This is a genomic window from Salinirubellus salinus (genome assembly GCF_025231485.1).
GTDB classification, from domain to species: Archaea; Halobacteriota; Halobacteria; order Halobacteriales; family Haloarculaceae; genus Salinirubellus; species Salinirubellus salinus.
The window spans coordinates 1,999,461-2,017,750 of record NZ_CP104003.1; the positions used below are offsets into that span (position 1 = coordinate 1,999,461).

17 protein-coding genes are annotated in these 18,290 nt (G+C 69.6%); 10 read left to right on the plus strand and 7 right to left on the minus strand.

All coding sequences use genetic code 11. The features are described from left to right. The first annotated feature begins 59 nt into the window (after window positions 1-59). The 4 genes from pstC to N0B31_RS10935 are packed head-to-tail and all read left to right on the plus strand — an operon-like array spanning window position 60 to window position 4,821. Window positions 60-1,187 (plus strand): phosphate ABC transporter permease subunit PstC, encoded by a 1,128-nt coding sequence (gene pstC, locus N0B31_RS10920; RefSeq protein ID WP_260643900.1) that lies wholly within the window; start codon window positions 60-62, stop codon window positions 1,185-1,187. Continuing rightward, complete coding sequence (pstA, locus tag N0B31_RS10925) at window positions 1,187-2,845, plus strand: phosphate ABC transporter permease PstA (RefSeq protein ID WP_260643901.1); 1,659 nt, start codon at window positions 1,187-1,189, stop codon at window positions 2,843-2,845. The genes pstC and pstA overlap by 1 nt, the downstream gene beginning before the upstream one ends. Before the next feature lie 2 nt (window positions 2,846-2,847). Continuing rightward, entirely contained in the window at window positions 2,848-3,792 is a 945-nt protein-coding gene (gene pstB / locus N0B31_RS10930) for a phosphate ABC transporter ATP-binding protein PstB (protein ID WP_260643902.1), read from the plus strand. Between the two features lie 6 nt (window positions 3,793-3,798). Beyond that, window positions 3,799-4,821, plus strand: a complete 1,023-nt coding sequence (locus N0B31_RS10935; RefSeq protein ID WP_260643903.1) for an AbrB/MazE/SpoVT family DNA-binding domain-containing protein — start codon at window positions 3,799-3,801, stop codon at window positions 4,819-4,821. 24 nt (window positions 4,822-4,845) lie between these two features. Here the strand turns inward: N0B31_RS10935 and N0B31_RS10940 are convergent, their stop codons facing one another. Continuing rightward, a complete protein-coding gene (locus N0B31_RS10940) occupies window positions 4,846-5,853 on the minus strand; it encodes a hypothetical protein (RefSeq protein ID WP_260643904.1) in 1,008 nt (335 codons plus the stop codon). A 72-nt stretch (window positions 5,854-5,925) separates the two neighbouring features. Next, the gene (locus N0B31_RS10945) at window positions 5,926-6,240 is read right to left on the minus strand and encodes a DUF7968 family protein (RefSeq protein ID WP_260643905.1); all 315 of its coding nucleotides are present in this window, start codon (window positions 6,238-6,240) and stop codon (window positions 5,926-5,928) included. A 153-nt stretch (window positions 6,241-6,393) separates the two neighbouring features. On the opposite strand from N0B31_RS10945, the gene secF reads away from it, so the two are divergent. Beyond that, window positions 6,394-7,278, plus strand: coding sequence for a protein translocase subunit SecF (secF, locus tag N0B31_RS10950; protein WP_260643906.1), 885 nt, complete (start codon window positions 6,394-6,396; stop codon window positions 7,276-7,278). Further along, on the plus strand, window positions 7,275-8,834 hold the full coding sequence (locus N0B31_RS10955) for a preprotein translocase subunit SecD (protein WP_260643907.1): 1,560 nt from the start codon (window positions 7,275-7,277) through the stop codon (window positions 8,832-8,834). Before secF ends, N0B31_RS10955 begins: the two co-directional genes overlap by 4 nt. Window positions 8,835-9,267: 433 nt before the next feature. Here N0B31_RS10955 and rnhB read toward each other — a convergent pair whose 3' ends face one another. Genes rnhB through N0B31_RS10970 form a run of 3 tightly spaced genes read right to left on the minus strand, consistent with a single transcriptional unit; the run spans window position 9,268 to window position 12,759 of the window. Then, entirely contained in the window at window positions 9,268-9,903 is a 636-nt protein-coding gene (gene rnhB / locus N0B31_RS10960) for a ribonuclease HII (RefSeq protein ID WP_260643908.1), read from the minus strand. A gap of 48 nt (window positions 9,904-9,951) precedes the next feature. Then, window positions 9,952-11,190 (minus strand): tRNA pseudouridine(54/55) synthase Pus10, encoded by a 1,239-nt coding sequence (locus N0B31_RS10965; RefSeq protein ID WP_260643909.1) that lies wholly within the window; start codon window positions 11,188-11,190, stop codon window positions 9,952-9,954. 45 nt (window positions 11,191-11,235) lie between these two features. After that, a complete protein-coding gene (locus N0B31_RS10970) occupies window positions 11,236-12,759 on the minus strand; it encodes an aldehyde dehydrogenase family protein (RefSeq protein WP_260643910.1) in 1,524 nt (507 codons plus the stop codon). Window positions 12,760-12,951: 192 nt separating this feature from the next. On the opposite strand from N0B31_RS10970, the gene N0B31_RS10975 reads away from it, so the two are divergent. Further along, window positions 12,952-13,635, plus strand: a complete 684-nt coding sequence (locus tag N0B31_RS10975; protein ID WP_260643911.1) for a hypothetical protein — start codon at window positions 12,952-12,954, stop codon at window positions 13,633-13,635. 1 nt (window position 13,636) lies between these two features. On the opposite strand, the gene N0B31_RS10980 is transcribed toward N0B31_RS10975, so the two are convergent. After that, a complete protein-coding gene (locus N0B31_RS10980) occupies window positions 13,637-13,873 on the minus strand; it encodes a hypothetical protein (protein WP_260643912.1) in 237 nt (78 codons plus the stop codon). A gap of 121 nt (window positions 13,874-13,994) precedes the next feature. Here N0B31_RS10980 and N0B31_RS10985 point away from each other — a divergent pair, with 121 nt between their 5' ends. Together N0B31_RS10985 and N0B31_RS10990 are read left to right on the plus strand one after the other, a co-directional pair. Beyond that, window positions 13,995-15,215, plus strand: a complete 1,221-nt coding sequence (locus N0B31_RS10985; RefSeq protein ID WP_260643913.1) for a 3-hydroxyacyl-CoA dehydrogenase — start codon at window positions 13,995-13,997, stop codon at window positions 15,213-15,215. After that, window positions 15,215-15,808: a flavin reductase family protein gene (locus N0B31_RS10990; protein WP_260643914.1), complete on the plus strand. Its 594-nt coding sequence runs from the start codon at window positions 15,215-15,217 to the stop codon at window positions 15,806-15,808. The genes N0B31_RS10985 and N0B31_RS10990 overlap by 1 nt, the downstream gene beginning before the upstream one ends. 261 nt (window positions 15,809-16,069) lie before the next feature. On the opposite strand, the gene N0B31_RS10995 is transcribed toward N0B31_RS10990, so the two are convergent. Further along, the gene (locus N0B31_RS10995; RefSeq protein ID WP_260643915.1) at window positions 16,070-17,284 is read right to left on the minus strand and encodes an MFS transporter; all 1,215 of its coding nucleotides are present in this window, start codon (window positions 17,282-17,284) and stop codon (window positions 16,070-16,072) included. Between the two features lie 102 nt (window positions 17,285-17,386). Between N0B31_RS10995 and N0B31_RS11000 the strand changes: the two genes are divergently transcribed. Next, window positions 17,387-18,277 (plus strand): ArsR/SmtB family transcription factor, encoded by an 891-nt coding sequence (locus tag N0B31_RS11000; RefSeq protein WP_260643916.1) that lies wholly within the window; start codon window positions 17,387-17,389, stop codon window positions 18,275-18,277. Window positions 18,278-18,290: the final 13 nt, after the last annotated feature.

Sequence of the window (18,290 nt, forward strand, 5' to 3'; positions counted from 1 at the left end):
CGGGCGCGGCTCCCCGCGACGACCTATTTCGATACGACGACACACACGATACTCACACAATGTCCACGACACAAGAGGGGAGAACAGGCGCGGAGACGGTCACACGGACCGTGCGACGGGTCCGGAAGTTCGTCGGCGAGACACCAGCCGAGGCCCTGGTGACCCTCGCCGTCATGACGCTGTCGTTGCTCGGCGCGTTCGTCGGCTTCCTGCTCGTCTCGCCGCTCACCGTCGTCCCGTTCCTCGTCTTCCTCGCTTCGGCTGCCTACGGGTGGGTCCGCTACCAGGGGTTGACCGCGAAGGTGCTCGCGCTCGCCACCACGATAGTGACCATCCTGATACTGCTCCTGATAACCGTCTTCATCTTCCTGGAGGCCATCCCGACCTTCCGGTTCATGAGCGACACCGTGTTCGGGGTCAGGGTCCCGGGCCTCGGCGTGTTCACGACGGGCAACTGGGACGCCGTCTCGCCGCCCATCAACTACTCGATGGTCCCGATGATCCACGGCACCGTTCTGGTGACGCTCATCGCGACGGCCGTCGCCGCGCCGCTGGGTGTGGCCGCGGCGCTGTTCCTCTCGGAGATCGCACCCGCGACGGTCCGGGAGATAGTCAAGCCCGGCGTCGAGATACTCGCTGGCATCCCGTCGATCGTCTACGGCTTCATCGGGTTCACCATCCTGAGCCCGTGGGCCTCCGACCAGTTCTCGCTGGTCGGTCAGGGGTCGTACGTCTTCGTCGGCATCATCGTCGGCCTGATGGCGCTCCCGACGGTCGTCTCGGTGGCCGAGGACGCGCTGTCCTCGGTGCCCGAGTCGATGAAGTCCGGGTCGCTGGCGATGGGGACGACCGACTGGCAGACGATGACCAGCATCACGCTGCCGGCGGCGTTCTCGGGCGTCTCGGCTGCCGTCCTGCTCGGTGTGGGCCGGGCCATCGGCGAGACGATGGCCGCGACGGTGATGCTCCGGGGCGTGCCGAAGGTCACCGAGCCCATCTTCAACGCCTTCTACGGCCAGGAGACGCTCACGTCGCTCATCGCGCGGAACTACGGCGAGGCCGACGGCCTCCAGATGTCCGCGCTGTTCGTCGCCGGCGTCATCCTGTTCGTCACGGTGCTGTTCCTCAGCATCGGGTCGCAGTACATCGAGTGGCGGATGCGCAAGAAGCTGGGAGGTGAGGTCTGATGGCCACCGACTTCGGTGTCGACAAGGAGAGCCGCGACACGCTGGTCCAGAGCGGCACATCGAGCACGCGAGCGCTGGCGGGCTTCGCCGTCGCGGTCGCATCGATCCTGTTCGCGCTCTCGCTGACGGCGCTGTTCGAGGTCATCACCATCTCGGAGCCAGTGGCGGGCGTGCCGGTGACGGCGTTGCTCGGGGGGCTGTTGATACTGCTCGGCGGGACGGTCACCATGTTCGGCGTCGGCTCGCGACTCGACTACGTCGAGACGGATCCGCGTGCGAGCGCTGGCCTCGTCGCCGGCATCGCGTTCGGTGGCGTCTGGGGCATCGTCGCCGGCCTGACGGCCTCGCAGACGTTCGAGCTCGGTGGCCTCGGCTGGGTCGCCGTGGCGCTCGTGGTCGGCGGGGCGGCGTTCTTCGCGACCATCCTCCCGCGCGAGGACGTCGGCTCGACGCTTCCGGCCGGGGCGCTCACCGCGCTTACCGGCGCGGTTTTCCTGCTCGACATCATCGGCCCGCAGTGGGTGTGGGACCTCGGCTTCCCGGACGCGTTCTTTGTGGCCGTCACCGCCGAGTTCACCATCCCGACGCTGACGCTGTTCTGCGCGCTGCTCGCGGGTTGGGCGTCGGCGAAGGCCTACGGCGGCTTCGGCGCCCGTGGCCGGCACATGGGCGCCTACCTGCTCGTCTACCTGAACGCACTCTCCATCGTCGGCGTGCTGTTCGTCCTGCTCGCGTTCACGATATTCAAGGGGCTCCCCGGACTGTTCCGTGGATTCGCCATCGGGCCGGGGACCGGGCCGACCTCGACCGTCGTCCTGTTCGGCACCGACCTGACGTGGACGTGGCCGTTCTACGTCCCGTTCGCGATGGAGGGTGTCGGTCTGCTAAACGACTTCAACGGCGTCCTCCCGGCCATCTTCGGCACCATCTGGCTGGTGGTCGGTGCGGTGCTGTTCGCGGTGCCACTCGGTGTGGGTGCGGCCATCTTCCTCACCGAGTACGCCGAGCGTGGTCGGTTCACGCAGGTCGTCGAGGTGGCGACCAACGGGCTGTGGTCGACCCCGTCCATCGTCTTCGGCCTGTTCGGCTTCGCGTTCCTCATCCCGCGGTTCGGTGGCAACAAGTCGCTGCTCTCGGGGGCGCTCACACTCGGGTTCATGCTCCTCCCGCTGGTGGTCATCACCAGCCGCGAGGCGATGATAGCCGTCCCGGACGAGTACCGGGACGCGAGCGCGGCACTGGGGGTGAGCAAGTGGCAGACCGTCCGCAGCGTGGTCCTGCCGGCGGCACTCCCGGGCGTCGTCACGGGCGTCATCCTCGGCGTCGGTCGTATCGCTGGTGAGACGGCCCCCATCCTGCTGACGATGGCGGGGGCACCGTTCACCCCCGGCAGCGAGACGGTCGACGTCATCGGCGGCTTCGAGTTCACGAGTACGGCGCCGTTCGTCTCGAACCCGGCGCTGCTCGAGGCGACCTCGGCACTCCCCTACCAGCTCTACGCGCTCATCACCGCAGGCGTGGGTCTCGGTGAGAACGTCGCCAACCCCGACCAGTTCCAGTGGGCGACGGCACTCGTCCTGCTGATGGTCGTGTTGAGCTTCTACGCGGTCGGCATCGCGGCGAGATACTACTTCCGGCGGAAACTCCAGTACCAGTAATCATGAGTGAATCCAAGCAGGAGACGGAGGCGCAACGAGAGGCGGCGGCCGAGTCCCAGACGGGGGGTGAGGCCACCAGCCAGCCGCTCACCACGGTGAGCGGCGAGACCGAAGAGCAGACGCGCGAGGAGTGGATCCAGTACGAGTTCGACGGCGAGGCGAAGATCGTCGCCGAGGACCTGGACGTCTACTACGGGGACGACCACGCGCTGAAGGGTGTCACGATGGAGATCCCCGAGAAGTCGGTCACGGCGCTCATCGGCCCGTCGGGCTGTGGGAAATCCACCTACCTCCGGTGTCTCAATCGGATGAACGACCGCATCAAGGTCGCCAGCATCGACGGGTCGGTCACGGTCGACGACCAGGAGATCTACCAAGACGGCGTCGACCTCGTCGAGCTCCGCAAGCGGGTCGGCATGGTGTTCCAGTCGCCGAACCCGTTCCCGAAGTCCATCCGCGACAACCTGCTCTACGGTCCCCGGAAGCACGGTGACCTCGATGCGGGGCTGCTCGCGCGGCTCACCGGTCGGGCCGACGAGAACGCGGAGGAGGAGCTGGTAGAGCGGACGCTGAAGCAGGCGGCCCTCTGGACCGAGGTGAACGACCGCCTCGACGACAACGCGCTCGGACTCTCTGGCGGCCAGCAACAGCGGCTCTGTATCGCTCGCTGTCTCTCGGTCGACCCCGATGTCATCCTGATGGACGAGCCGGCCTCGGCGCTCGACCCCATCGCCACGGCGAAGATCGAGGACCTCATCCACGAGCTCTCGAAAGAGTACACGGTCGTCATCGTCACGCACAACATGCAGCAGGCCGCCCGCATCTCGGACCAGACCGCCGTGTTCCTCACGGGCGGTGAACTGGTGGAGTACGGTGACACCGACCAGATCTTCGAGAACCCGGAGAGCCAGCGCGTCGAGGACTACATCAGCGGGAAGTTCGGCTGAAGCACGATGGAGACACGAAAACTCCAGTGTGTAGGCGGCGGAACGTACACCGTCTCAATCCCGAAGGGGTGGGCGACCGAGCACCGACTGGAGTCCGGCACCGAGGTCCACCTCTACACCCACCGCGACGGGTCGATCGTCCTTCGCTCCAGCCACCACGACGGAGAGAGCCTGTCCGAGGTGACCGTCGAACTGACGGGGATGTCCACGGTGCTGGCCGAACGCGCGGTCCGTGCGGCCTACGCTGCCGGCTTCGAGACGGTGCGGCTGTCACACGCCGAGACGTTCACCGACGACCAGCGCCGACGCGTCGACCACGTTGCCCACCACCTGACGGGTACGGCCGTCGAGGGTGAGGGGCCCGACGAAGTGGTGCTCCGCAGCCTTCTCGACGCCTCCGACGTCTCGGTCCGGCAGACCGTCGTCCAGGTCCGGTTCACCGCGCTGTCGATGTACCGTCGGGCGACCGAAGCGCTGCTGGAGGCCGAGAGAGGCGTCGCGGACAGGCTCGACGACCGGCGCAAGGAGGCCGAGCGACTCGCCGCGCTCCTCGACCGACAGGCGAACCGCTCGCTCGTCGCGCTGTCGACCGTCGACGAACTCGGGACGAGCAGACCGGCGCTCGCCGACCACGACGAGGCGGCGTCGCTGCTGGCCGCGGCCGCCGACGACGCGGTCACCGTCGCCACGGCCGCCGAGGGGCTCGAGACACCGCTCCCTGAGGAGGTGGCCGAGGCGTTCGGGACGGCCGTCGACGAAACCCGACGGTCGATAGAGGTGGCAACCGAGGCGTTGCTCGAGGGAGCCAGCATCGCTGACGCGGCCGAGGCACTCGACCACAGCGAGGCCGCCGCCGCCCGGGTCGCCGCCGTCGACGAGGCGCTGCGCGAGGAGACGCTCGGGGTCGGGGAGCGCGCCCAGGTCGTGTCGCTGACCCGTGCGCTCGACGCCGTCGACCGGACCGCCGGCCGGGCCGCCGGACTTGCCGAAGTCGCGCTCCGTGCGGCGACCCGTGAAGCTGACAGCTGAGTCAGCGACGCGCCTCGCCCCGTCTCACTCTGTCTCTGTCTCTGGCTGGAGTCCCTGTCGGTGCTCTGTGAGCGTCGCCTGCACCGCTCCCCAGTCAATCGGTGGCGACACGTCCTCTAGGTCCGCTTCGAACGCGGCCCGCTCGTCGGCGAATCGGTCGGCCCACCGCTGGCGGGCGACCGAGGAGAGCCGGTCGCCGACGTCGTCGACCCGACGCTCGAACTCGGTGAGTCTGTCCTCGACCGTCTCGACGCGGTCGGTCACCTCGTCACCGTCCTCGTCGCTCCACGCACGGAGCGCGTCGAACTCCCAGCGGAGGTCCTCGAGCAGCAGTTCGAGCACGTGGTGGGTGAACGTGGCATCGACCCACGCGAGTGCGGTGTCGTCGGTCTCCAGCGGCTCCGTGTCGCCGGTCTCGACCGCCCGCTCGATGCGGTCCAGTCCATCCGAGACTTGCTCGAGCGACTCCGACAGCGCGTTCAGGTCACCCGTGAGTTCGTCGAACCGGGAGCGTGGGTTCGAGACCCACGTCTCGAACTCCTCCAGTTCGAGTTGCAGGTCGTCGGCCAGCTTCTGGAGCCCGTTGGACCGCCGTTCGAGGTCGACGATACCCTGCGCGACGGTGTAGAGGTCCTCGTCCGCCTCGGTGAGTCGTCGGAGGTCGGCGCCGAGGTCCGTCACTTCGCGCTGGATCCGGTCTAGCCGGGCTGCGTGGCCATCGAGACGGGTCTGGACGACCTCCCGCACCCGTTCCTCACCGGCCGCCTCGAGCGCGTCTTCGAGTGCTATCTCGGCCAGTTCCGCGCGGGTCTCGGGCGTCGAGACGACCTTCGAGAGGTGTGCGAGCTTCGACTCGACGGCCTCCCACGTGAGGAGTTCCTCGACCTCCTCGCCGTAGGCAGACACGGTGTAGAGCGCGCCTCGGACCTCCTTTCGGTCGAGGGTTGGATCGTGTTCCATCAGGCGGTCTGTCGCGTCCAGGACCGTCAGCCCCTCGACCTCGGGTCTCGCCGTGCGGTCGGTCTCGGTCATTCGGACGCGTGTTGACCGCCCAGCGGGTTAATCGCTTCCGTCCGCCCCAATCGCTCGACCTGACGGGTCCCCTCAGACAGTCGGCCCGTCGGCGCTCTGGACCCGCCAGCCGCCCTGCACGTCGCAGGCCTCGTGTTCGGTCCACGCGATCTCGGTGTCTGCGTCCACCTCGGCGCCCCCCTCGACCTCGGCCACCCGGAGGGTGAGGTCGAGCGCGTCGCCACAGCAGCCCACGTCGAGGAACTCCTCGCGCCGGTCGCCCTCGTGGACGGTCCCGAGGGTCTTGCGGAGGTAGGCCTCGAAGTGCCGCGTGGTGAGCTGGTAGCGGCCCCAGTCCGAGAGGTCGGCCGGGTACGAGAGGACGACGCGGGTCGCGGTGTCGGTCATGCTCGTGCTACGTACTGGACGGACGAGAATCTTCGGCGCGTGGGTGCCCGACGGCCACGGGCGTCCCCGGCCGAAAAAGAAGGCTTATCCACGGCCCTTTCGCACCGACAGACATGCAGACACACGCTCGGACCCGGCTGGGGGTGCGGACCCGTGGCTGAGGCGCGGGCGCAGCTCCCGTTCAACCTCCCCGAGGTGGACTACGAGCGATACTCGAACCGGCAGCTCGTGGCCATCCCCGTGACCGTCCTCGGCCTCGCGTTGCTCGTCATCGCCGTCTTCTTCGCGCTCAACGGGACGCCGGTCGGCCTCGGCATCGAGTTCACCGGCGGCACCGAGTTGCAGGTGACGACGGACCAGTCGGAGGCACAGATCCGACAGGCGTTCGACGCGGAGATCGCGTCGTTCCAGCCCATCGCCGCTCAGGAGAACGCCTACATCATCACGTTCCAGTCGGAGGACACGAACGCCATCGAACAGCAGGCCATCGCGGCCTTCGGTGAGGGCAGCGTCGACTCCGTCGTCGGGCGGGAGGGCTCGTTCGGCCGGCAGGCACAGACGCAGGCCCTCGGTGGCATCGCCGTCGCCTTCGTCGGGATGAGCATCCTCGTGTTCGCGCTGTTCCGCACGTTCGTCCCCTCCATCGCGGTCGTGCTCTCGGCGTTCTCGGACATCGTCATCCCCCTGGCGCTGATGAACCTGTTCGGCATCGAGTTGAGCCTTGGGACGGTCGCGGCGCTCCTGATGCTCATCGGGTACTCCGTGGACTCGGACCTGCTGCTCAACAACCACGTCCTCCGCCGCCGTGGGGGGTTCTACGAGTCGACCTACCGTGCGATGCGGACCGGGGTGACGATGACGCTCACCTCCATCTCCGCGATGACGGTGATGACCATCGTCGCGTTCCTGTTCGGCATCCCGCTGCTCCCGAGCATCGGTCTCATCCTCGTGTTCGGACTCACCGCTGACCTGATGAACACCTACATGCTCAACGTCACACTGCTCCGGTACTACAAGTTCGAGGCGATCGGTCGATGAACCTGCGCGAGAACTGGCGGCTGGTCCTGCTCTCGCTGTTGCTCGTGCTGAGTTCCGTCGCGCTGTTCGTCCCCTTCGGTGGTGGGGCGAGCGGGAACGCCGACGCGGGTGTCGTCGACACCGGCACGACGCTCCAGTACGGGCTGGAACTCTCCGGCGGAACCCGCATCCGTGCGCCCGTCGTCGGGATGCACGTCGACCAGGTCGAGCTCCCCACCGACCCGAGTACGGTCCGTGACCAGGAGGCACAGCTCGCCTCGCGGCTCAACGTCTCGCTCTCCGACGTCCGGATGACACCCTCGCAGGGCACAGTCGAGGTGTTCGCCGATCAGAACAACGGCAACGTGACGAAGGCGGAGTTCGCGGCCGCGATGGGGTCGCTCGGCTACGAGGTCTCCGAGGGTGACATCGACGACGGCGTCACCGCCGAGACGCTCGACCAGATGGAGCGGACCCTCGACGACAAGATCAACCGCGGGGGGCTGACCGGGGGCGACGCCAGCATCGTCCGGCCGGCCGGCGAACCGCTCATCGTCGTGGAGGTGCCCAACGCCGACCGCTCGGAGGTCCTCGAGCTCATCGGCTCGCGGGGGCAGGTCCAGATCGTCGCGCACTTCCCGGAGCAGCGGAACGGCACCACCGAGTACCGGGACGTCCCGCTGTTCGACCAGGACGGCATCCAGAGCGTCCAGAACGCCCAGCAGGGCCGTGGCGAACAGCCGCCGTACGTCCCCATCACGCTCGAGCCCGAGGCCACCGAGAACTTCTCGAACGCGATGAACCAGTTCGGCTTCACGAACGAGGGCATCTCGGCCTGTCGGTACTCGCAGAACGAGTCCGACGCGGGCTACTGTCTCTACACGGTCCGTGACGGCGAGGTGGTGTTCGCCGCCTCGATGAGTCCCGGGCTCGCGGAGATCATCCGCAACGATGAGTTCGACGGCGGCTTCCAGACCACGGCGTCGAACTTCTCCGACGCCCAGCGCCTGCAGCTCGACCTGCAGGCCGGCGCGCTCCCGTCGAACCTCGACCTGAACGCGGGCACCTCCTTCTTCCTCCAGCCCTCGCTGGCGGAGGAGTTCAAGTTGTTCTCGCTCATCACGGGGTTCGTCGCCGTCCTCGCGGTCGCCGGGACCGTGTTCCTCCGGTACCGTGAACCCGGCGTGGCTGCACCGATGGTGCTCACGGCGGCCGCAGAGGTGTTCATCCTCCTCGGGTTCGCCTCCGCCATCGGCCTCGCGCTGGACCTCTCGCACATCGCGGGGTTCATCGCCGTCATCGGGACGGGGGTGGACGACCTCATCATCATCGCCGACGAGATCCTACAGGAAGGTGAGGTCCGCACCGGGAGGGTGTTCGAGTCACGCTTCCGCAAGGCGTTCTGGGTCATCGGTGCGGCGGCCGCGACGACCATCATCGCGCTCTCGCCGCTCGCGGTGCTCTCGCTCGGTGACCTGCAGGGGTTCGCCATTGTCACCATCGTCGGCGTCCTCATCGGGGTGCTGGTGACGCGGCCGGCCTACGGGAACATCCTGCGGAACATCGTGCTGGACTAGGCGGCTTCGGTTCTTTTTCGAGGGGTTTCGTCGCTGGTGACTGGTCTGTCGGGTGAGCGACGGTGCTAGAGCGCGGTACAACGTAAACCGCAACCGCAGAGCGGCCGGTGGCCGCTGCCGCGGCCACACGGCGGCCCCCCCACGCCCCGGGCGCGGGTGCGCGAACGAACGTGAGCGTGCCCACGCTGGCCGTGTGGTTCGCTCGGTCAGTCGAGGGGTCTGGCGCGTGCGGTGAGCGGTGCCGACCGAAGGGAGGCCCGCGAGCGACTCCGAGCGAGGGGCGAGCGAAGCGAGCCGGTTGGGGAGGAGTGAGGCTGTCGCTGGGCCGTGCGGTTTACTACGTACCGCGATTCGCGAGTCTGCTCCACCACACCCACGAGGTAGGTCCACTCCCCGACACCCACAGGACGAACACCCCACCCGACACGCCCTCCTAGAACTCCCCGAGCGAGGACTGCTGAGCCGCGGCCAGCACGTCGTCACACGTCGACCACGAGGTCCGCGCACAGGGTGGCAGGGCGCCGTGTTCCGCCACGTAGTCGGCGAGGAACGTCCGCGTGTTCGGGTCGCTCGGGTAGCCCGACCCCACGTCGCCGTACTGCTCGGCGAGCGCCGCGACGTGGGCGTCGCGGGCCACCTTGGCGACGATGCTGGCCGCGCCGACGAGGAGGTACGACTCGTCGGCGTGGTGTTCGGCCCGGAGCTCCGTCTTCACGGACAGGCGCTTCCTGACGCGTTCGGCGAACCGCTCGGTGCTCGTGTCGCCCGCGTCGATCACGCCGCCGTCACCGGCCTGGACGACCTGCGAGAGCGCCTCGGCCTGCGCCGCGACGGTGAGCGTGTTCATGTCCTCCGCGCCGTCGATACGCGAGACCGGTATCTCGGCCACGCCGACGGTGACCCCGTCGGCCTCGCGTATCGCCCGGTCGAGCGTCTCGCGGCGCTCGGGCGTGAGCCGCTTCGAGTCGTCGATACCGTTCGGGAGTTCGTGAGCCGGGCCACGGACCGCTGCGGCGAACATCGACCCGAGCACCGGTCCCTTGCCGGCCTCGTCCACCCCGAATCGCATGGACGGCCGGTTTCGCCGGGGGTGACTTAGCCGTTACTGCCGAGCCGTTCAGTCGTCGCCGTCGGCCTCGAGGAGGTACTCGGGGTCCGCGAACGGTTCGTCCTCGCCCTCCACCGCGAGGACGTCGAGGTGGGTGACGACGGCCGGGACGCCGAGCAGGCCCGCGAGCGAGGGCTCCGTGCGCCCCTCGTCGCCGCTGACGAGTTCCTTCACGTAGAGGCCGCCCTCGCCGTCGACGGTCAGTTCGGCGTGGTACTCGTCGACCAGTTCGCCCGAGATGTCGTAGACGGTCCGCTCGCGCACGAGGTCGGCGCGTCGGTGCGAGACGCGGTTCGGGGTGCGCTGGTCGACGGTCGCGCCGTCGAGCGCGTCGACGGCCGCGGCGAGGTCCGCGGCCGTCACCGGCTCCTCGAACTCGACGTCCATCCGGTAGGTCTTGCCCGCATCGAGCATCTTCACGCGCTCGACCATCTCGTAGGTGGCGTAGCGCAGGCCCTCCACCTCGACGCGGCCGTCGCCGTCGTCGTTGACCTGTTCTTCGAGTTCCGGGAGGTCGACGTGCCGGCGTCGTGGGTGCTTGACCTCGAGGACGAACGGACGGCCCGTCCCGAGCATCAGCGCGTCGACGTCCTCGCGGCCGGCGCCGTGGAACACGCCCTCGGTGCCGCGGTGGGCGGTGGTGATGGCGGGCGAGACGAACGACTCGACGCTGTGGTCGTACTTCTCCCAGTCCGTCTGGGAGATGCCCCGCTCGAGTTTCCGGTAGCGGCCGTAGACGGCGATGGAGTTGCGCTGGACGTCGACGGTGTCGGCGTCGAGGTCCAGTGTGAGCTGCACGTCAGGGCGCTCGAACTCCACCTCGGTCTCGGTCAGGCGGCCGACCCGGCGGCCCACTTCGCGGTTGACCTCGGATTTGAGCAGTTCGCCCGCGTCGGGTTCGAGACCGGCGTCCTCGCGCAGGAGCACCTCGTTCTCCTCGACGAGCGGCGGGACGCGGGTGCCGAGCTGGTAGGTGTCGAACTCGGTCCCGTCGAGCGCCTCGACGCACCGCTCGGCGAGTTCGTCGAAGCGACCGCAGACCCCCTCGCAGACCCAGCAGGCGTCGGCGTCGGGGGCGTCGTAGTCCGCGTCGTCGGCCAGCGCGACGGCGACGCGGAGGCCCTTCCCCCGCTCCTCGTTGCGGAGGCCGAAGCTCCGGTCGGCGAACGGCCGGCCGAGACAGGCGTCACAGAGCGGCCCGGTGGCGAGCAGCGCGCGGGCCGTGGCGAGAGGGTCCGAGTCGTCCATACCCGCGCTGGGGTGGGCCGCCGTATGGCTCCTTCGCCTTCCGGGTCAGCGCAGCGACTGGTTGATGGTCTTCGTCTGCTGGTAGTGCGCCAGCGTCTCCTCGGAGAGCTCCCGGCCGATGCCGGACTGCTTGTAGCCGCCGAACGGCAGGCCGGGGACGAGGTCGTGGTAGCTGTTGATCCAGACGTAGCCGGCCTGGATGTCGCGGGCCGCGCGCTGGGCCTTCGTCGCGTCGTTCGTGACGACGCCGCCGGCCAGCCCGTAGTCCACGTCGTTGACGAGCGTCATCATCTCGTCGTAGTCGTCCCAGCGGAACACCGAGAGGACGGGGCCGAATATCTCCTCCTGCACGGCGCGTGAGTCGTGGTCCAGCCCCTCGACGAGCGTCGGCTCCACGTAACAGCCGTCGGCGAGGGCCTCGTCGTCCGGTCGGTCGCCCCCGGCGAGGAACTGCCCGCCCTCCTCGCGCGCGAGGTCGAGGTACTCCATCGTCCGGTCGACCTGCTCGCGCGACACCTTCGGCCCGAGGTCCGTCTCCTCGTCCAGCGGATCGCCGAGCGTCATCCCGTCGATGGCCGCCTGCAGCCCCGCGAGCACCTCGTCGGCCACGTCGTCGTGGACGAACAGGCGCGACCCGGCCTCGCAGCACTCCCCGGTGTTGTAGAAGATGGCCGAGGAGACGAGCCGGACCGCCTTCTCCACCTCCACGTCCGGGAAGACGACGACGGGTGACTTCCCGCCGAGTTCGAGCGTCACGTCGGTGACGTTCTCCGCGGCGGCCTTCATGACCTCCTTGCCGACCGCCGTGGAGCCGGTGAACGCTACCTTCCGCACGTCGGGGTGCCCGGTCAGCGGAGCGCCGGCCTCCTCGCCGTAGCCGGTGACGACGTTGACCACGCCGTCCGGGAGGAGGTCGTTCTCGGTGAGCAGTTCGGCGAGGCGGAGTGCCGAGAGCGGCGTCTGCTCGGCCGGCTTGAGGACCGTGCAGTTGCCCGCCGCGAGTGCGGGCGCGAGCTTCCAGGAGGCCATCAACAGCGGGAAGTTCCACGGGACGACCTGCCCGACGACGCCGTACGGTTCCTTGATGACCTGCCCGTAGCGCGAGCCCTCGGCCATCGTCTCGCCGTCGTTCCCACGGACGAGGCCGGCGAAGTAGCGGAACTGCTCGGCGGCCCCGCGCACGTCGATTGTCGCCTCGGAGACGGGCTTGCCGTTGTCGAGGCTCTCCAACCGGGCGAGTTCCTCGGTGTGGGCCTCGATGGTGTCGGCGATGGCCGTGAGCGCACGCTGGCGGCGGCCGGCACCGTAGCCGCTCCACTCCTCGTCGAACGCCCTCCACGCCGCCTCGACGGCGCGGTCGACGTCCGCCTCGCGACCCCGAGCGGCCGAGGCGAGCACCTCGCCCGTCGTCGGGTCGACGGTGTCGAACGTCTCGCCGGCCGCGCTGTCGACGAACTCGCCGCCGACGTAGAGGCCGGTGTGTTCGGGCAGTACCTCGCTCGCCGTCTCCCGGTGGCGCTCGCGGACCGCGTCACGTCGCTCCGCTGCTGACTCTGGTTGGCTCGACATCGCGTGGATGGCGGAGCGAGCGTCGGGAAAGCGTTTCGTGGGTAGCGGCGACGGCGTAACCACTCGGGGTTTCGTCTCGGGGCGTGAGGTGGTCGACGACACCGTGCAGAATTACGTCGGGACAGGGAACGGGCCGTGGAGACACAGTTCGAGGCCGACACTTATGCCGACCGCGCCGGAAGTACCGTCCGCATGCCCTCCACCGACGACGACGGCGACCGGTTCGGCGAGCGGTTCGCGGAGTTCCTCGACAGCATCGGGCTCGAGGAGTTGACCGCAGACTACCGCGAGGAACACCGGACCGCCGAATCGAACCTCGAGGCGGCGTTCGGAGACGCCCCGGACCTCTCGGAGACGCCGCACGTCGCCGAGGTCAACCGCGTGAACGAGCACCGCGACGGCAGTGACGTCGTGGTCCCCGTCGTGCCGGCGGTGTTCGAAGCGTCGGGCGAGCCACCGCGTCAGCGTGTCTACGAGGTGGTCGGGACGGTGCTGGCGGCGGTCCACCCCGTGTTCGACGGTGCGGACTGTCACGTCCGGCACTACGACGTGCAGTTCGCCTACGCCGACGAGGCGGCGGAGGCGGTCGTCTACCGCCGGGTGACGGTCGACCCCGGACTGGCCGAGCGCGCGCTGACAGACTCAACGTTCGACGCGATGGCGCTCGCCCGTGCGGTGAAGGAGGGCGACGACGGCGACGACGGCGTCCCACCGGTCGACTTCCAGCGGTTCGACGCCCGTTCCACCTCCGCCGGGTCGTACGCGGGTGGGCACGCCGCGGTCCACGCCGCCACGGTGGCCGCGAGTTCGGGGGCGGCGGCCTCGTGTGCGTCGGGGGGGGCCGGGGCGGGCGCCGGTGGCGCGCCCGGCTGCTAGGTCAGTCCTCGTCCCAGTCGAGGTCCGTCTCGATGTCGATGGCCGCCAGTTCGGCCTGCTCCTCGAGTCGCGTTATCTCGGCCTCCCGTTCCTTGATGGCCCGGCGGTAGGCCTCGCGGTCCTCGAAGTTGGCCGACTCCGCACGCATCCGCAGGACCCGTAGCTGAGTCTTCAGCTCCCGCGAACGGGACCGGAGCGCCGCCGGGTCGTCCGTGTCGATGTCCTCCTCGTCGCTCACAGTGGGCCGTAGGTGGGCCCGGGGGCTGATCCCTTCGCCTCCGGCGAACCGTGCACCGAACCCGACACCCGAGCCACACCTCGGGTGCGGGTTTTTCACCCCACCGCTCGTCGGCCGGCACATGACAGAACTCTCCGAACCGGCAGACGTCGAGCGGACCGCGGTGATAGGCGCGGGGGAGATGGGACGTGGCATCGCGGCCGTGCAGGCGCTCGCCGGACGGGAGGTGGTGATACAGGACCTCGACACGGACCAGCTCGACGCCGCGCTCGAGCACGTCGAGTGGTCGCTGGGGAAGTCGGTCGAGAAGGGGCGGCTGAGCGAGGCCGAGAAGGAGGCCACGCTCGGGCGGCTCTCGACGGCCGACGAACTCGCCGACGCCGTCGCGGGCGTGGACCTCGTCACCGAGGCCATCGTCGAGAAGCAGGCGGTCAAGGAGTCGGTGTTCGCGGACCTCGACGAGCACGCTCCGGACCACGCTATCCTCGCGTCGAACACCTCGGGGCTGAATATCACGCGCATCGCCGAGGCGACCGAGCGCCCGGACCGGGTGCTCGGCACGCACTGGTTCAACCCCCCGATGCTGATGGAACTGGTCGAGGTGGTCCACACCGAGCACACGGACCCCGCGATCGCCGACCTCGCCGCCGACTTCGTCGAGGCCCTCGGCAAGACGCCCATCCACTGCCGGAAGGACGTCCCCTCGTTCGTCGTGAACCGGTGTATGCGGCCCTACGGCGAGGCGGCGGCGTGGCTCGTCTACTACGACGAGGCCCGGAAGGAGGCCGTCGACGCGGCCTTCGAGTACGACGAGGAGTTCCCGATGGGGCCGTTCGCGCTCGCGGACTTCACCGGGGGCATCCAGCTCCGGGTGGACGGCGAGGCCGACCACCTCGCGGACGACCGACTCCTCGCGTACGACACGCGTGTCTGTCCGCTGTTGCACGAACTGTACGAGCAGGGGCGGTACGGCCGGAAGGCGGGCGCGGGGTACTACGAGTACGACGAGGAGGGGCAGAAGGCCCCCGTCCCGGCCACCGCAGCCCGCGAGTTCGACCCGATGTGGGTCTGGGCCCCGGTCGTCAACGAGGCGGCGAAGATGGTCCAGCACGACGTGGCGACCGTCGAGGACGTGGACACGGGGATGCGACTGGGCGGCAACTGGCCCGTCGGCCCGTTCGAGAAGGCAGACCGCGTCGGCGCGGACACCGTCGTGGAGTACCTCTGCGAGTGGGCGGCGATGCACGACCGGCTGAACAAGCGGGCCGAACTGCTCCCGTGTGACCTCCTCGTCGAGCAGGCGAAGACGGGCGAGCGGTTCCACGACGACGGGGCCGCCTGATGGAGGTCGACCCCACGGACGGCAGCCTCTACCGCACGCTCTCGTCGCTCGTCACCCCCCGACCCATCGGCTGGGTGTCGACGACGGGGCCGGACGACGTGGACAACCTCGCGCCGTTCTCGTTCTTCAACGTCGCGTGCGTCTCGCCGCCGACCCTCCAGTTCGCCCCCGGCAAGCGCCGCGGGCGGCCAGCGGGACTGACCGACAGCCAGCGGAACGCCGAGGCGACGGGCGAGTTCGTCGTCAACGTCGTCACCCGCGAGTTCGTCGACGCGATGAACGAGACGAGTGCGACGCTCGCGCCCGGCGAGTCAGAGTTCGACCACGCTGGCCTCGAGCGGGCCGCGTCGACGGAGGTCACCCCGCCGCGGGTCGCGGGGGTCGTCGCCGCGTTCGAGTGTGAACACCGCGAGACGGTCGACCTCGGGTCGAACGCGCTCGTCCTCGGGGAGGTGGTCCACGTCCACGTCGACGACCGGGTCGTGAACGGGGTGGGGAAGGTCGACGTGGCCGAGGTGGACACCGTCGGCCGGCTCGCGGGGAGCTGGTACGACCGCGTGGAGTCGCGGTTCCGGATGGAGCGGCCGGACTGAGGAAGGTCGTCGCTCGTTGCGTGTCGGCGGTGGGAACGTACCCGAAGTCGGTGACCGGGGGGGCCGAGCGCGGTCCAAGGTGAACCGCACGGCACCGCGACCGCCGAGCGGCCAGTGCGTCCCGCTGGGCGCACACGGCAGGCCTGCCCTCCCCTTCCGGCAGAGCAAGCTCTGTCGGCGTTCGCCTCGCTATCGCTCGGCTCACCGCTTCGCACCCACGCTCCCTGCGGTCGCGCAGGGTGCCAAGGCCACCCGGTCGACTCAGGCGTAATCGGCGCGCACCGCCTCGCGGGTGGGGAGGAACACGAACAGGACGGCCGCCACGGCGGTCAGGCCGGCGAGCAGGTAGAACGACTCGGCGAACAGGTCGGCGTCGGCCATCGCCCCCACGACGGTCGAGCCGCCGGCGCCCAGCAGGAAGAACAGGGTGCGCAGGACTCCCCACGCGGTCCCCCGGACGGCGTCGGGGAGGACGGCGATGACGTAGGCGTTCGTCACGGCGACGATACCGAGTCGCGTGCCCAGCAGGAACGAGAGCAGGGCGACCGGGACGAGGCCGTCGACGAACGGGACCGCGGCGAGGAGGGGGACGCCCGCGACGGAGATGACGACGATGACGATACGCTCGCCGAAGCGGTCGGCGAGCGCGCCACCGAAGAACTGGGCGAGCGCGCCGCCGAGGAACAGCAGCGAGAACATCGCCGCCGCGGTGGGCTGGGCGAACCCCTTCGCGTCCACGAGGTAGGTGACGAAGAAGGTGGTGAGCCCCTGGAAGCCGAACAGCATGAGCGTCACCGCGGCGACGGCGACGGTCACGCCGCGCACCCGGACGGCCCGGAGGACGTCGCGCGCGAGGTCACCGACCGGCGGGACCTCGGGGTCGGCGTGCCGCTCGCGCTCGGGGACGGCCCCCCACGCGAACGCGCCGGCGACGAGGAGAGGTGGGGCGAGCCCGGCGACCACCCACCGCCAGCTCACGGACCCGACGAGCGCGCCCGCGAGGAACGGGAGGACCGCACTCCCCACCGCGCCGGCCGCGAGGGTAGCCCCGATGGCGGCTCCGTCGTTCTCCGGGAAGGTGCGCGAGAGGGCGGTCCCGCGCGGTGGGCCGTAGAGGCCGGTGGTGAAGCCGAACGCGGCACAGCCGCCGAGGAAGGCGAGGAAGACGGGCGAGACGCCGAGGACGAGGACGCTCCCGCCGGTGAGGAGGAGGCTGCCGGCGAGGAGGCGGCGCTCACCGACCCGGTCGGTCAGGATGCCCGCCGGCGACTGCATCAGCGCGTAGGTGGCCCAGATGACGGTGACGGCGACGCCGGCCTCGAAGTCACCGACCGCGAAGGTACCTTTCACCTGCGGGAGGACGGCGGGGACGAGGTAGCGCCCGCCGAGGACGAACACCCACCCGACGGCGATGGCGAGCAGGGTCCACCCGCGGCCGTCGCCACGGAGGCGTGCCACCGCCGATTCGGTCGACATTGGCGGGAGTCCGGCGCCACGCGAAGAGGAAGTTCCGGTACCGGCACGCGATGGGGAGAGCGCACCCGTGGTTCTATGCCGGCGGGCGGGCGACGGCCCCACATGAGCGAGCCACGCATCGTCGAGGACGTCGATCCGGACGAGGCGTTCGCCCTCCTCGGCAACGAGACGCGACTCGACATCGTCCGCTCACTGTGGGAGGCCGACGGTCACGAGGCGACGTTCTCCGCCCTCCGCGAGGCAGTCGGGATGCGCGACTCCGGGCAGTTCAACTACCACCTCGGGAAGCTCGTCGACCGGTTCGTCGAGCAGTCCGATTCCGACACCTACCGGCTGACCCTCGCCGGCCAGCGCGTCTACGGCGCGGTCCTCGCTGGGCTCTACACGCAGGAGGGGTCGGTCGAGGACCGCCGGCTCGAGGAGCCCTGCGGGGCCTGTGGCGGCGACCGGACGTTCGCCTACGACGGCCAGCGGGTCGACGTCAGTTGCGTCGACTGCGGGCTGGGGACGTTCGTCCCGGTCCCGCCGGGCGTGTTCTCGGACTACCCGGTCGCGGAGTGGCCGAGCGTCGCCGACCGCTACGTCCGGGGGACGCTGCGGCGACTCGGTGACGGCTTCTGCCCGTTCTGCGAGGGCCGGGTCGCGGCCGCGGTCGAACCGGAGATCGGGACCCGCGACCCGGATGCGGACCCCCCGCCGGCGTACGAGGCGTTCCCGAGCGTCCGTTACGAGTGCCAGCGGTGTACCGAGCGGTTCAGCGCCGACCTCGGGAGCGCGCTGGCCGCCCACCCCGCGGTCGTCTCGTTCTACCACGACCACGGCGTCGACGTCCGGGAGGTGCCGCTGACGCGTGTGCAGGCCGTCGACGAGGCGGAGGCGTGGGTTCGTGAGCGCGACCCGGTCGAGGCGGCCGTCAGCTACGGGGCCGGCGACGAGCGGCTCACGCTCGTCGTCGACGCGACGGCGACCGTGACCGAGACGCGCCGGGAATGACATCCTCCTCGTC

Coding starts and splice junctions, on each gene's coding strand:
- pstC (WP_260643900.1), top strand. CDS start 60: ATGTCCACGACACAAGAGGGGAGAACAGGCGCGGAGACGGTCACACGG.
- pstA (WP_260643901.1), top strand. CDS start 1,187: ATGGCCACCGACTTCGGTGTCGACAAGGAGAGCCGCGACACGCTGGTC.
- pstB (WP_260643902.1), top strand. CDS start 2,848: ATGAGTGAATCCAAGCAGGAGACGGAGGCGCAACGAGAGGCGGCGGCC.
- N0B31_RS10935 (WP_260643903.1), top strand. CDS start 3,799: ATGGAGACACGAAAACTCCAGTGTGTAGGCGGCGGAACGTACACCGTC.
- N0B31_RS10940 (WP_260643904.1), bottom strand. CDS start 5,853: ATGACCGAGACCGACCGCACGGCGAGACCCGAGGTCGAGGGGCTGACG.
- N0B31_RS10945 (WP_260643905.1), bottom strand. CDS start 6,240: ATGACCGACACCGCGACCCGCGTCGTCCTCTCGTACCCGGCCGACCTC.
- N0B31_RS10955 (WP_260643907.1), top strand. CDS start 7,275: ATGAACCTGCGCGAGAACTGGCGGCTGGTCCTGCTCTCGCTGTTGCTC.
- rnhB (WP_260643908.1), bottom strand. CDS start 9,903: ATGCGATTCGGGGTGGACGAGGCCGGCAAGGGACCGGTGCTCGGGTCG.
- N0B31_RS10965 (WP_260643909.1), bottom strand. CDS start 11,190: ATGGACGACTCGGACCCTCTCGCCACGGCCCGCGCGCTGCTCGCCACC.
- N0B31_RS10970 (WP_260643910.1), bottom strand. CDS start 12,759: ATGTCGAGCCAACCAGAGTCAGCAGCGGAGCGACGTGACGCGGTCCGC.
- N0B31_RS10975 (WP_260643911.1), top strand. CDS start 12,952: ATGCCCTCCACCGACGACGACGGCGACCGGTTCGGCGAGCGGTTCGCG.
- N0B31_RS10985 (WP_260643913.1), top strand. CDS start 13,995: ATGACAGAACTCTCCGAACCGGCAGACGTCGAGCGGACCGCGGTGATA.
- N0B31_RS10990 (WP_260643914.1), top strand. CDS start 15,215: ATGGAGGTCGACCCCACGGACGGCAGCCTCTACCGCACGCTCTCGTCG.
- N0B31_RS10995 (WP_260643915.1), bottom strand. CDS start 17,284: ATGTCGACCGAATCGGCGGTGGCACGCCTCCGTGGCGACGGCCGCGGG.
- N0B31_RS11000 (WP_260643916.1), top strand. CDS start 17,387: ATGAGCGAGCCACGCATCGTCGAGGACGTCGATCCGGACGAGGCGTTC.